Source organism: Kibdelosporangium persicum (assembly GCF_013280595.1).
GTDB lineage: Bacteria > Actinomycetota > Actinomycetes > Mycobacteriales > Pseudonocardiaceae > Kibdelosporangium > Kibdelosporangium persicum.
This window is the reverse complement of record NZ_JAAATY010000067.1, coordinates 1-13,482: the sequence shown is the minus strand read 5'-3', so window position 1 is coordinate 13,482 and position 13,482 is coordinate 1. Positions and strand designations below refer to the sequence as shown.

General features: G+C 65.0%; 10 protein-coding genes and 1 pseudogene. 6 read left to right on the top strand and 5 right to left on the bottom strand.

From position 1 onward, the window contains the following. From GC106_RS46630 to GC106_RS46620, 3 genes are all read right to left on the bottom strand, one after another. The coding region (locus tag GC106_RS46630; protein WP_173142629.1) for an ALF repeat-containing protein at window positions 1-1,874 on the bottom strand (1,874 nt) is incomplete at its 3' end. An 81-nt stretch (window positions 1,875-1,955) separates the two neighbouring features. Further along, on the bottom strand, window positions 1,956-4,037 hold the full coding sequence (locus tag GC106_RS49645) for an AbfB domain-containing protein (RefSeq protein ID WP_173142628.1): 2,082 nt from the start codon (window positions 4,035-4,037) through the stop codon (window positions 1,956-1,958). Window positions 4,038-4,146: 109 nt separating this feature from the next. After that, window positions 4,147-5,121, bottom strand: a complete 975-nt coding sequence (locus tag GC106_RS46620) for a hypothetical protein (RefSeq protein ID WP_312873451.1) — start codon at window positions 5,119-5,121, stop codon at window positions 4,147-4,149. 486 nt (window positions 5,122-5,607) lie between these two features. Here GC106_RS46620 and GC106_RS46615 point away from each other — a divergent pair, with 486 nt between their 5' ends. Next, complete coding sequence (locus GC106_RS46615; RefSeq protein WP_173142626.1) at window positions 5,608-7,221, top strand: hypothetical protein; 1,614 nt, start codon at window positions 5,608-5,610, stop codon at window positions 7,219-7,221. 289 nt (window positions 7,222-7,510) lie between these two features. Here the strand turns inward: GC106_RS46615 and GC106_RS46610 are convergent, their stop codons facing one another. Beyond that, complete coding sequence (locus tag GC106_RS46610; protein WP_173142625.1) at window positions 7,511-8,155, bottom strand: TetR/AcrR family transcriptional regulator; 645 nt, start codon at window positions 8,153-8,155, stop codon at window positions 7,511-7,513. Window positions 8,156-8,298: 143 nt separating this feature from the next. On the opposite strand from GC106_RS46610, the gene GC106_RS46605 reads away from it, so the two are divergent. From GC106_RS46605 to GC106_RS46585, 5 genes are all read left to right on the top strand, one after another. Further along, window positions 8,299-9,078 (top strand): glucose 1-dehydrogenase, encoded by a 780-nt coding sequence (locus tag GC106_RS46605; RefSeq protein ID WP_173142624.1) that lies wholly within the window; start codon window positions 8,299-8,301, stop codon window positions 9,076-9,078. 56 nt (window positions 9,079-9,134) lie between these two features. Next, a complete protein-coding gene (locus tag GC106_RS46600; RefSeq protein WP_217281852.1) occupies window positions 9,135-9,551 on the top strand; it encodes a nitroreductase/quinone reductase family protein in 417 nt (138 codons plus the stop codon). Window positions 9,552-9,753: 202 nt separating this feature from the next. Continuing rightward, a protein-coding gene (locus GC106_RS46595; protein WP_376777841.1) for an IS5 family transposase occupies window positions 9,754-10,637 on the top strand; the annotation gives its coding sequence in 2 pieces (ribosomal slippage) (window positions 9,754-10,131 and window positions 10,134-10,637; 882 coding nt in all). Window positions 10,638-11,446: 809 nt separating this feature from the next. Next, on the top strand, window positions 11,447-12,385 hold the full coding sequence (locus GC106_RS49640) for a Crp/Fnr family transcriptional regulator (RefSeq protein WP_312873450.1): 939 nt from the start codon (window positions 11,447-11,449) through the stop codon (window positions 12,383-12,385). A 583-nt stretch (window positions 12,386-12,968) separates the two neighbouring features. Beyond that, the gene (locus tag GC106_RS46585; protein WP_173142621.1) at window positions 12,969-13,322 is read left to right on the top strand and encodes a hypothetical protein; all 354 of its coding nucleotides are present in this window, start codon (window positions 12,969-12,971) and stop codon (window positions 13,320-13,322) included. Window positions 13,323-13,347: 25 nt separating this feature from the next. On the opposite strand, the pseudogene GC106_RS48600 reads toward GC106_RS46585, so the two are convergent. Next, a pseudogene (locus GC106_RS48600) lies at window positions 13,348-13,482 on the bottom strand (IS982 family transposase); the annotation flags it as partial.

Genomic DNA, 13,482 nt, shown 5'->3' with positions numbered 1-13,482 from the left:
GTGGCCGCACCACGCGCGCCGGCCGCGGCGCCGGTGGCGATGTTGGCGGCGTTACGGGCCGCGCCGGCGGCACCAGCCGCGATTGTCGCGGCGCCTCGGGCGTTGTTGGCTTCGGCCTGGGCTGCCGCGGCGTGCGGGCCGCCACGAGCCGCTGCGGCCATGGCGTCCATCGCGTGGGCACGGGCCTCGGCCGCGCGCTGATCGCGTTCAGCCTGGTAGGCCTTGTCACGGCTGGTGTTGGCGTTGCGTTCCTCGGTGCGGGCGTTGGTTTCTGCTTGCGCCGCAGCACCATCCGCTGCCTCGGCCTGGCCTCGGGCAGCCGCCGCGATGCCTGCCTGTGTCTCGGCTTCGCCCCGCATCGCGCGCGCGACCGCGGCTTGCTGCTCGGCCCGGCCCCGGGCTGCGGCGGCGGTGGCGCGCTCGCGTTCGGCGATGGCCCGCTGGGCCGCGGCGGTCGCGGCTTCGCGTTCGGCGATGATCCGCTGCTGCCGGGTCCGCTCAGCAGCCGCCCACGCCTCTGCCTCAGCCTGCTCAGCAGCCTGACGCGCGGCCTTCGTACGGGCTGCCGCGTCCTTGGCTGCTTCCATTTGCACGCGGGCGGCTTCGGCGAGGTCGGCTGCGGCGCGGGCGTGTGCTTCGGCGGTCTGGCGCCATTTCGTGGCTTGTTCGGCGTGCCGCTCGGCCCGTTCCTGGGCGTTGCGGGCCTGGTCGGTAAATGCCGCTGCGTCAACGGAGTGCGAGGCAGTCTCTACTGCGGAGATCGCGGCTTGGGCGGCTTGGGACATGCCGAAGGCCATCTGGGCCCATTGGGTGCCGTAGGGCAGGCCGGTTTCGACCAGGACCTCGGCCTGGACCTGGGCTTGGACGGCCGCGCGGCGGGCGTCGTCCGCGGCAGCGCGTGCGTTGTCCAGTTGCCGGGCGACCTCGGCCTTCACCCCGTTGAAGGCATCGACCGGGTGGTGGCCGCCCGCGGTGTTCGCGGCCAGGATCTGCTCGGCCTTGCGGGCTTCGTTGCCCGCCAGGATCAGCGCGTTGGACGAACGCTGCAACGCGCGGATGCCGTTGCCGTGCTCCACCACCAGGACCCGGCGTGCCTCGTTGGCCCGAGCGGACTTCTTGGCCAGCTCCGACAACGCCTCGGCCGCCTTCTGCCGGGCTTCCTCGTCGGCGAGGAACTTCTCCCGCGCCTCGGCGTCCTTCCTGGCCGCCTCCAGATACCCGGTGGCGAGGAACTGTTCGATGGCGGCGTCTCCGGCGTCCAACGCGGCCTGTGCGGCGCGTTTGACCTCAGGACCACCTGCACCGAGCACCATGGTCACCCGGGCGCGGTTCACCTCGGCGCGCTGCTGCGCGCTTTGCGTGACCGCGGCGTCCCGCTGTTCGGCGATTCTCCTGGTGAAAGCGAGGAAGTAGACACGATCGAGATCGGTGCCCGCGAGCACACGGTCCACTTCGGCCCGAAGGTAGGGGCCTCCGGTGCCGCGCAACGGCTCGATCGCGGCCCGGTTCTCGGCCGCTTCCCGCTCTTTGCGTTCGGCGGCTTTGCGTTCGGCTTCCCGTTTGCCGCCGTTGAGGAACGCCATGATCCCGGTTCGCCCGAGGTCGAGCGCTGCCTTGGCGGCGTCGCGGACTTCCACGTCCTCGGCGAGTTCGGCGTTGTCGGCCACCAGTTGACGGAATCGTGGGTCACCGGTGTCCGGGACACCGGTCGTGCCGTCCCATTCCTTGTACGGGTCGGGCGGCATCGGCCGCGCGGGCGGCGGATCCTCAGCAAGACCAGCCGTCACGGCCGGAGCCGCCTGCGCGGGATGCACCACACCCGCGAACACGGCGAACGTCAACGACGCCGCCACCGCTCTTCGAAGAAGTCTCATCTATGTCGATCCCCTTGGAATTCATAAGTGGGGCCCGGCACCCGCCAGAACGAGTGCCGGGCCCTGAAAACAGCGGATGGGTCAGAACGTGGTGTCCCAGGTCTTCTGGGCCTTCGGATCGTGGTAGATGTAGCCGTGCTGGAAGGTGCTGCGGCGCAGAATGCCCACCTGCTCCTCATCAGCGGTCGGATAACCCAGGTACGACTGCTCCGAGCCCAGGCTCTGCCAGTGGTCCCGGATAGCGCCGTAGATCAGATGCGCGCCGGTGAACCGACTCGCGTAGATCGACAACCCGCCTGTGAAGTGCGTGAAAGCGCCTGCGCCGTCGGGTGTCGCGGTGGTGTCCTGAACAGGCATCCGCCAGGTGTGCCCGCCCTCGGCCAGGTACTTGGTCAACGCCGCACCGGAGACGCTGCGCACACCAGTGTCTTGTCCCCAATAGGCCCGGGTGTTGTTGGCGAACTCGCGGTAACGGATGCCGTCGACAAGCACCTCAGCGGCCGTGGGATCGCCCGCGAAAGCCCGCCACCCGTCGTCGTTGAGCCAGCGCAGCATGATCTGCGTGGTGACAAGCGGGTCCGGGTCGACGACATTCCATGTGGCGTCTTCCTTGAAGACGTCCGGATAGTCCCACGCGAACTCGCCGCTGTCGTTGGCCAGCCACAGTTCCGTGTTGGCATGTCGCAGGTACCGGCCGGGCACGTTCTTGGCCTCCAACGACACCCCCGAACCGGCCAGGCCCGGCTTGGCGCACCAGGTCGCGTCCTGGTTGAACAGATCGCTGCCGTCGCTGGCCTGCAGCTTCACCCGATAGCTCTGGTGACGCAGGTAGCTGCCGACGTGCGTGGTGGACTCGAACGAGAAGCAGTTGGTGTCGGCCAGGCCCGTGACGACCTTCCAACTCGCCTCGCCCAAGGGCGCGTCGGCGACTGTGGTGCTCTGCGTGCCTGGGGTGATCCACGCGTCACCGCCGTCGGACCGCGCATACCAGCCCTTCGCGGCGGTCTGCGGTGTCGTGGCCATCAGCGACTGGTTCAACACGGTGTACTGCGTCTCGGACAGGAACTTCACCACGTCGGCATGCGTGCCTGCCAGTGCCGCGTTCGCCGCGGCGACCAGCCTCGGCCGAACCAGACTGGCCTCGGCCGTGGCCTTGATGTCCCGGACCTTCTTACGGTCGGCCTCTTCGAGGATGTCCCGCTCACGCTTGGCATCACGCGCATCAGCGGCTTTGAGACCCGTGTCGATGAACGCCTTCCAGTCCGCCGGGTTGCCACTTTGCAATGTGGCGATGGCGGCGTTGCGGACCTCGATGTGCCGCGGATCAGCCAACTCCGGTGTGGCCAGCAGTTGCCGGATGAAGTTGTCATCCGGCAGCGTCAGCCAGCCGTCCGGAGCCACGATTCCCAGCACGGCGGCGGCGTTCTTCTTGGCCTGCTTGGCCGCCAGGATCCGGGCGGCCTCCTCGCTTTCCTGCTTGGCCTTCTCGATCGCGTCGCGCTGGTCTTCCAGGTGCAGTGTGTAGATCGTGGTGGTGATGAACATCTTCCACGCGGCGGCGTCGCCGCCCCACGCGGTCGCGGCACCGTTCTTGACCTTCGGGCCGGTTGAGCGGCGCCATACCTGGTAGACGAAGTTCTGGTCGTTGCCGTCCAGCATCGCCGTATCCGCCGGGATCTCCGCGAACGCCGCCGCCTTCTGCCGATCCTCCCGCGCCCGGCGCGCCTCCTCCTGGCGGCGGGCGTACTCGATGTGGTCACGATCAACGAAATCATGAACACCGGCGCGGATGAACGCGGTCGCGTCCGGCGCGTCCGGCTTGTCCACCACGATCCGGAAAACCCGGTAGGCCTCGGCCTTGGTCAACGGGTACTTGTCCGGATTGATCCGGTCGTAGACCCGGAACACGAAGTTCTTGTCCGACAGCATCAGCCACTCTTCGGTGGCCTCGCCGACCTCGATCGCGCGGACCGCCCGGATCTTTTCGACCTCGGTCGAGACCGGCACCGCGGTTGCGGCCGGATCCGGGGCTTCCCGCGGGATCGCCGGCGCCATGGCGGTCGCCTCGGAGTTACGGGACGCAGCCACGGGCGGGACTTCCTGCGGTGGTGCGGCGTGCGCGGCCACCGGCGCGATCAGGCCGGTGACGATCGCGGCAGCCACCAACCCGCGTGCTATCCGTCTACTATGGACCGTCGTGCTTCGCATTCCTCCCCCTTTTCTTGTGCATGGCAAAGCAGCCGCCCGATACGGCGAATGCCCTCTAGGAAGATCAGAGTGTGTTCTTGACGCGATGTTCGCCGTCGATCGCCTGCTGCAGCAGAGCGTTCCAGTACGCCGCCTGCTGCGCCGCCGAGGCACGCTCCGCCAGCCACGCCGTCTCCGACGCCGTTGCCGGATCGATAATCGATGCCCAGTTCGGGCCCTGCGCGGCCTGCGCCGCCGCCAGCACCGCACGCCAGTTCTCCGCCTGGCGCACGGCGAACTGTTGTGCCTCCGACCAACCGGACCGTGCCGGCTGGGTCTGCGTCCCCACCTGCTGCCACGCCCGCGCCGCCGCGTCCTTGGCCTGCTGCTTGGCCTCCTGCGACGCCTCACGCGCGGCCTTTTCCGCCGCCTCGGCATCGGCGATCAACCGGGCGATCGTGGAGCGCCACGTCATGTTGTCGCTCGTGTGCCGCATCCGGAAGACCTCCAGATCCAGCCGCGAGCCCGTCGCCCAGCCGTAGGCGAAGAACTCCACCACGTCGCCATCGGTCGAGCCCTCACGGACCGCGTACGCCGCCGAGAGCCGGACCTGCTCACCCGGATCGTTCAGCGACAGCAACCGCACATAATCCCGATCCTTCTGGACAAGCGCCTGCTTCTGCGCACCCACCTCATCGCGATACACCCGGTCACGTGACCGTGCCACCTCATAGCCGGTACGCACGAACGTCTCACGCTCAACATCCGTCGCATTCGGGCCTAACAAGCGCTTCGCCGTGCTATGCACCTCGGGCGAGTATTCAGGCGTTGTCGTCTCATACACGCGACGGATGAAGTCCACGTTGCGCGCACGACGCTGCTGCGCACGCTCGACTGCTTGGTCGTAACCACCGCCCGGAGCCAAAAACGCCGCTACCGCCGCGTCCAGATCTTCACTGATCAAAGCCGACCACGCTGAGGTCCGAACCATGCTGTACGGATGATGACCGGCCAGATACCGCACCCAAACCCAGTCATGCGACGGCTGCTCCGCGTTCACCACCACGGACGGTCCCGCATACGCCGCAACAGGCACTACCGCGGAAAAAGACGCCACAACACAGGCAGCGGCCAGCAGGACACGTCTCACCCTCGAACCCCCTCGACACGTCAACAAAGCCCCCCGGCTCCGTCCCTGACGGACCGTAATTCACCAGACACTCGCCGCACAAGGAAAAATCACGCCATTACAAAAGTTCCGACAGACGGCGTAATCGCTTGCGGTGAAAGGGTCCGTCAAACGAGATGTGCACTCGACTGGACAATGTCGCGTGTGGACATTTTGACGGTCAGGCGGGCATGCGATGTCTCCGCGGTGGTCAGGATGTGAATGTGTTCAGACAGCGGATCATGTCGTTCGAGGGCGTGGGAAAGTGCCTTCGGTGTTCTTGTCCGGAGTGATCTCACTTCAGGTCGCGGGGTCTCATCAGATGCAGGGCCTGTCGGCTTGCTTCTGTGAGCGCTGGATAGACTGACGCGCCCTTGTGTGGGCATGCCTGCCAGACGGTGTTCTCGGGGAGAATCAGTGAATTCGGCGATCGGGTCGATGCGCTCAAGTCCAGTTGGTCCGGGCGTTGAGCGTCGAAGTGCGTGGTGGCTGCCTAGCAGGTCGTGGGCGCCGTCGCTGTTCGTGGCGGTGGTCGCTATGGTTGTCGTCGCGATCGCGAGGACTTCTTTGGTCGACGACGCGTACATCACCCTTAGTTATGCCCGCAATCTTGCGTTTGATGGGCATTGGGGTCTGGTTCCCACCGCGACCGCGAACACCGCGACCTCGGTGCTCTATGTATGGGTGCTCGCGGGGTTCACCGCGATTACTCGGCAACCTGTGCTGGCGATGGGAATCGTCTACGTGCTGTCCGCACTTGCCGTCGAGTACGGGTTGCGCCGGGTTGCGCGTAGGACCGGTCTGCCTGCATGGTTCGCGCTGCTGGCCGCGACGCTAATCGTTGTCAACCCGCTGCTGATTTCCTCGATCGGGCTGGAGACCGCCCTCGGTGCCGGGTTGATCGCGCTGCTTCTCGCGAGTGCGGTCGAAGATCGGCCGGTCGTGTTCGGGCTGCTCGGTGGTCTTCTCGTGCTGGCTCGGCCGGATCTGGCGATTGTCGCCCTCGTTGTGTTCCTCGTGTGCCACAACTGGCGTCGCCGCTGGTGGTGGGCGCCGGTGGCGGCGATCGGGATAACGTTTCCGTGGTATCTGTGGAGTTGGTTCGCTCTGGGGTCGGCGGTGCCGATCACCTTCTTCATCAAGACGGAGAATTCGACCTGGTCGGGTTTCGGGAACGTCTACGGTTTCCATAACGGTCTGGACCTGTACTTCCGTGTGTTCCCGACAGCGACGTCCTTGTCTGTCTTGCCCGCGGTGCTCGGCGTGCTGGCCGCGCTGATCTGGGTTGTGTTGCGCGTGTTCCGGCCTACTGACCGGGTCCGGCAATTGGATCGTGTCGCTCCGCTGGCGCTGGCCGGAGTGCTGCACTACGTGGCGTACTCGTTTCTCGGAGTTGCGCCGTACCACTGGTATTACGGTCCAAGCATCATCTGCACGACGATGTTCCTTGCTGCCGCGGTTGCCGCTGCCGCGACACCCGCGCAGCGGTCGACGGTGGCACTACGCCCGCGATCAGGACCGTTAGCGGTCGTCGTGCTGCTGGCTGTCGCCTGCCTCGGCTACTACGGTTCGCGCGAGCTCCCGTCGCGGTTCGCGCCGATCCAGACGAACTGGGCGGCACCTGAGCAGTATGCGCAGATCGGTTCCACAGTCCGTGCCATCGCGGGCGATCGAGTGGTCGCCTCGACCGGTGAAGTCGGCGCGCAGGCCTATTTCTGCGACTGCGCGATGGCGGACTTGTTCTCCAACCCGGCTGCTGTCGCCGGGCTGCTGCCGTCGGTGATGGCTAAATCGGGCCCGATCCGTCGCAAGCTGCTCGACGTGAACTTCCACCATTTCGACTGGGCCCCGCCGGGGATGAAACCCGAGCTGGTACTCCAGTTCCTGAAAACCCCACCGGCCAACGCCATCGCGGTGTGGATCGTCGACTCACCCTGGACCCCAGGCCCCGGTCCCGGCCCGAACTACATCGCGTTGGTCCCAACTCCCTGAACCGGAGTCACGAGCGCATTTGGTCGGACGTCAAGTGCGCCAGGGGCCGGTGTGGAAAGTCTCAAGAGGACTGTCTGCATTGCCTTGGAGTAGCGGATGTCTTTGGAGTTCTGGCTTTGCTGGTGGGTGTCTTGGGTCCTGTGCGTCGCCTGTGGGGGAGTGGGAGAGTTCGTTCTGCTAGTAGGTGCTTGAGGCGCGGTAACCTGACCTCAACCGACCTGTGCTGCGCAGGGAATTTCTGTTAGGCATCAGCTCCTTGGCGGCGGGACTCTGTCGCGGTCGGTGGGACTCAGTCGTTGGTCGACGGCCCTGGTCCAGTCGCGGCGTACCGGGCGGCGATGGTGCGGACGGCCTCGTCGACCACCTGAGCGACGCGTTCGGCGCTCACTTCCCAGCCTGGCACCAGGAGTGTCGGCCAGAAGACGTAGTTGGAGATCATGCCCAGGAACTGGGTGGCTGCGAGGTCCACGTCTTCGATCCGCACCGTTCCAGCCTGGTGCTCGGCTAGCAGGTAGCTGCGTACGGACTCGAAGTAGGGCATCTTTCCGTGCGAGAACTGCGCATTGGCGAGTTCGGGGAATCGCGGCAGCTCGGCGATGACGATCCTGAACAGGTCGGTCATCTGGGCACGGCCTAGCAGTTCGGCGTAGCGGCGACCGATGGTGCTGAGCCCGTCGACGATGTTGCCCGCCGGCGGGGGATCTTCTTCGTCAGCTGTCGACCAGGACTCGGTCACGATGGCGTCGAACAGGGCAGCTTTGCTCGGAAACTGCTTGAACAAGGTGGCCCGCGAAACGCCCGAGCGCTCTGCGATCCGCGCCAGTGACGTCCGGTCGTAGCCCAGCTCGAGAAACAGTGCGGTCGCGGCGGCCACGATCTGCGCGCGCTTCTCTTGGGCAACACGCTGGTGATACGTCGTCACGACCCTGCTCATAGGCTGAGCATACGAGGTGAGTGGCTTGACTCGCCATCTTTGCCGACCTAATGTCAGGGCAGTGGTGAGTCGCCCGGCTCACCATTGGCCGTCGTTCATCACTGATGATCCGGTCATTCCCCCACGTACCGAAGGAACATCTGATGCCCCGCTTCGACAACCAGACCGTGCTCGTGACCGGCGGGTCCGGCGGCCAGGGCTCGAGCCACGTGCGCGCCTTTCACGCGGAGGGAGCGAACGTGGTGATCGGCGACATCGACGCGCGACGCGGCGCCGCTCTCGCCGACGAACTCGGGACCCGCGCTCGCTTCGCCCACCTTGACGTCACCGACGAGAGCTCGTGGTCCGCCGCTGTGCTAGCCGCCGAGAGCGCCTTCGGCGCCCTGAACGTGCTCGTCAACAACGCTGGCGTCCAGAACCCGCCCGCGACAATCGAAAACACGGACCAGGCCACGTGGTCGCGCATCCTCGACATCAACCTCACAGGGACCTTCCTCGGCATCAAGGCCGCCGCCCCCGCTCTGCGCCGCGCAGCAGGGGGAGCCATCGTCAACATCGCCTCGACCATGGGCCTGGGCGGCACGGCTCACTACGCGCCGTACGTCGCCAGCAAGTGGGCCGTGCGAGGTCTCACCCAAACGGCAGCGCTCGAGCTCGGCCGCGACCACATCCGGGTGAACACCATCCACCCCGGCGTGATCGCGACCTCCTTCATCCACGAACCAGCAGCTGGCGCCACCGCGGCAATCGCCGACTTCTACTCACCCGAGCCGTTCGCCATCCCCCGGCTCGGAGAACCGGCCGACGTCACCCGGCTTCTGCTGTTCCTCACGTCATCGGACGCCTCGTTCATCACGGGGTCGGAGTACGTCATCGACGGTGGACTCCTCCTCGGCCCCGCCCTTCAGGCCGAGACCGCATGAGCACTCCAGACACGACCGGGTCGAACGACTCCGCACGGGACGCGTCTTTGTCCCACTTGCCCGATCGCATCCGACGAGCCATCGAGATCACCCCCGCCGCGGGCACCAGGGAACGGATCATCGACATCACGACGCTGGGGCGCCGCACCGGCCGGCCACGCCGCATCGAGATCTTTTTCTACCGAGCCGCGGGCGCCACTTACCTGTGTAGCGGCGCCCGCGGTGCCGCGACCGACTGGCATGCGAACCTTCTCGCCAATCCCGACTTCACCTTCCACCTCAAGAACGGCATCCGTGCGGATCTGCCCGCACGGGCCACGCCTGTCACCGACCCAGCTGAACGTCAGGCGGTGCTGGCGGAGATCGTGGCGGATCTCAATCAGCCCCACGACCCCGGCACCATCCGGCCGACTCGGCTCGAAGACTGGGCCGACAGCCGGTTGATGCGCATCAGCTTCCGCCATCAGCCGTGATCGCGGACCCCTCGACAGATGACCTACTCCCGGGGACTGGGGTGCAGTCGCGGCTAGCGTGTTTCAAAGCTGGGAGCTGGTGTGGTGCGGAGTGAGGCTGGTGTCGGCGTGTCGTTGATCAAATAGGCGAGGTCTCCGGTAGATCGGTCAACGACCAAGAAGACCTGAATACCGGAGACCTCGTTTGAGCACCCTAGCGGTGATGGGGCGGGCGGACCTGACCGACGCGCAGTGGGCGGTGCTGGAACCACTGCTGCCTGTGGGGAACAGGCCGGGTCGTCCGCCGAAGTGGACCAAACGGCAGCTGATCAACGGGATCCGTTGGCGGATCCGAGTGGGTGCGCCCTGGCGGGACGTCCCGCCGGGTTATGGGCCGTGGCAGACGGTGTACGGGTTGTTCCGGCGCTGGCAGCGGGCCGGTGTCTGGAAGCGGATTCTGGCCGGTCTGCAGGCCCGTGCGGATGCCGCTGGGTTGATCACCTGGGATGTGAGTGTGGACTCCACGACCAGCCGGGCGCATCAGCACGCGGCGGGTGCGCGTCAAAGGGGGATCTGCAGGTTGAGCCACCCGGTGGGATCGACACCGAACCAGCTGATCACGGGCTGGGGCGCTCGCGGGGTGGGTTCACCACGAAGACGCATCTGTCTGCCGAGCAGGGCCAGAAGCCGTTGTCGCTGGTGGTGACCGCCGGACAACGGGGCGACAGTCCACAGTTCACCGTGGTGCTGGAGGGGATTCGGGTCGCTCGGGTGGGTGGTGGTCGAGCACGGACCCGGCCGGATCGAGTGCTGGCGGACAAGGCTTACAGTTCTCGCGCTAACCGTGGCTACCTGCGGCGTCGTGGCATCGCGGCCACGATCCCGGTGCCGGCTGACCAGGCTGGTCATCGGCGGCGGCGCGGCCGTGCGGGTGGCCGACCTCCGTCGTTTGATCCGGAGGTCTACAAGCAGCGGCATGCGGTGGAGTGCTGCATCAACCGGCTCAAACGCAACCGGGCGGTGGCCACCCGCTACGACAAACTCGCCGTGCGCTTCGAAGCGGTACTGGTCATCGCCTCGATCAACGAATGGCTGCCCCGCTTATGAAACACGCGCTAACTTTTGGCATGCCGCATGCGGTTGGACGACCTCTGAACTGCGACTACGCCGAAGCGTGCGTCGCTTGCGGAGCGTAGAAGTCAACGCTGACAGCGTTACCGATATAGCGGTCTCCCTAAAGGGTGGGCAGGGTGGGCTAGCGCTGACCCGCTGCATGCGACAAGCTGTACCCGTCACTCCGCGGAGTGACGCGCGCTTGTCCGCACTCTCTTGTCTCCACCGCGGCTCCGCCTTGATGGCGCGGCTAGTCCGTCAGCACGGCGGACGTCGTGACACCGGTCGATGTGACCGGGGCGAGGAGACAGCATGAGTGATGATGAGCCGTCGGCCTGTAAGCCGGACGAACCGCCTGAGCGTGGCAATCGACCGGAGGCTGGTGACAACCGACGAGGCTCGGCTGAGTGGTGGGAAAACCTCCGTACCACTCTGCTAGTCCTGGAGGCTGGGTGTGTGCTCGTACAGCGAGACGCCCTCGCCACTGGGGCGAGGGCGATCGTTCTCATAGGAGACGTGGTCTTCCGTCGCTGACGGGCTAGACCACACGGGCGGGCCCAGTGTTCGCAGCGCTGGGTCCGTCTCCATGCAGCACTATGCAGCAACCCGCTTGTCAGATTCCCGTAGCTGTACCGGTTTGCCTCCATGATCTAGTCTGACACCAAGAGCGATCTTTCCTTGGGAGGACTTTGCCTGAGAGGCCGGCGGGGTCGATATCGCCCCAAGTTGCCCGAAGCAACTTGCGGGCAGCTTTGGCGCGACTTCGTGAGGCTGCCGGGACACCAAGTCTGCGAGAAATAGGCGTGCAGGCGGGAATTAGTCATGACACCGTACATCGAGTTCTCAGAGAACCTGTAGGGGCGACTTGGTCGAGTCTCAAGGGAGTTGTTGAGGCCCTTGGTGGCAATGTCTCCGACTTCTTCGCTGAGTGGTCTGCTCACCATTCTGTCGACGAGGTTCGTGACGCCTCGACTGTAGGACCGTCTGTTCAAACAGCGCCTCCAGCTTCGCCTGGTGCATTAGCGCTTGACTCTAACCGTGCAAAGCGGAGGAGAACTGCAGGCGCCTCCCTGGCTTATCCTCAAAGTTCTCTCTTGGGAAGGCTTAGTGATCGAACGCTTGAGGATTTTCTGGCCGCGGGGGTATCCGAGAGTCGACCGGCGGGTTTGACTCTCTATTCACAGGGAGACAACGATTCGAGCGCGCTGCTTCTTCTTCATGGATCAGTGAAGTTGACCGGTCGTGATCCGACTGGAGAACGAACCTTACTTGCCATACGAGTCGGAGGGGATCTCATTGGCGAGATGTCAGCACTTGATATTGGTCCGCGTGAAGCGACAGCGGTCGCTGCGACGGACATATTCTTCAAGCGGATGACCAAGGCGGAGTTTCGAAATTTTCTCGCACGACACCCCGATGCGGCTATTGAGGTCGCCGCGATGCTCAGTGAGCGGCTACGATACGCGGATCGACGCCGGATGGAGCACGGTCGTCCCGCCAGCGTTCGGGTCGCTCGAGTGCTCGTTGATCTGTATGAGAGTTATGGCGTCCGTACTGGCGTGCGCTGGGACCTGACTGTTCCGCTCACACGTGAAGAGCTTGCCTCTATTGTTGGGATCAAGTTGACCACGGCGGAGAAGATCATCCGTACGTTTCAGCAAGAAGGCCTAGTTTCCGGTCGGTATAGGCAGATCGCGATAATCGACATGGCGGGACTACGTCGACGTGCGGAAATAGCTTAGATGCAGTGTGGTTGGTTGCGATCACAAACGCCCTCGGATGCCGCTCTGGGCCTGGTGGTAGACAAGGCGACCTGCTGGTAGTGTCACGGTTGAGCCGAAGTATCTAGCAACTCTAGAGCTATCAGGCTGGGTAGAAACTAGTCTAGAACAACGCGGCCGTCTCCTCCATCGCCTCGTGTCGACGGGAGATCACCTGCTGTAGCGGCGCGTTAATGTGGTAATTGGTCGCATCTTCGGCGGCTGGTGCACCCGAAATATGCGCGTCACTTTATTTATTGGAAAACAGCGGCGCCACGCGGTTATTAGCGCGCCAACAGTCACACGTCTAAAGAGTTGGAAACAGTCAGTCTGCCTACGCGCGCAACCTAGTCGGCGAGTGATAGTCTGTTATCCACGCCCTTGATGTTTCCTGTCCAGGAACGTCGTGTACAAAAGATGTAGGGCCGCGTACCTGAGGCTCGGTCTAACGGCCGTCATTGTTTCCCGCCGAGGAAACATCGGCCGGGGGTCAATGAGTGCTGTTGATGCAAACGCGCATTTATTCACGGCTGACGCTTGCCTGAACGCGGCCGGGTGTGGCCCGGTGACGTTGGGTGCTGTGCATACCGTCGCGGCGGCTGGTGTAGCTGGCGGCGCCCTTACCGGTCTCATCTTCCTGACCCGTCATCACGACCAACGCCGCCGCGACGGCGACCGCATCACCTATCGACTCGACTTCCCGCCGCATCTCACTACCGACGCCGTCACCGCCTTCAGCCGCAGCTTGATCTGTCTGCGCTCTCGGCCAGGACTGCTCGGCCGCGACAGTGTGGTGTTCGAGGTCGTCAGCCAGGCGCGGTACCTCGAGCACCGACTCCGTCTGCCACGCCGCCAAGATCACCAGTTGCCGACCCACCTCGTCGCGGCCGTGCCCGCGAGCCGCCTGGCCCAGATCTAGATGACTGATTCCGTGAAATTGGTGTTCAGTGATCGAACGCGATCAGTGACCGCTTGCTGGTCACGCCGGTTTCCCAGTTCTGCCAGATCCCGGCGGCCATGGCCAGCAGGCGCTGGGCGACGCGGGTGAACACCCCGGCTGGAGTGCGGGCGCCGTGGTG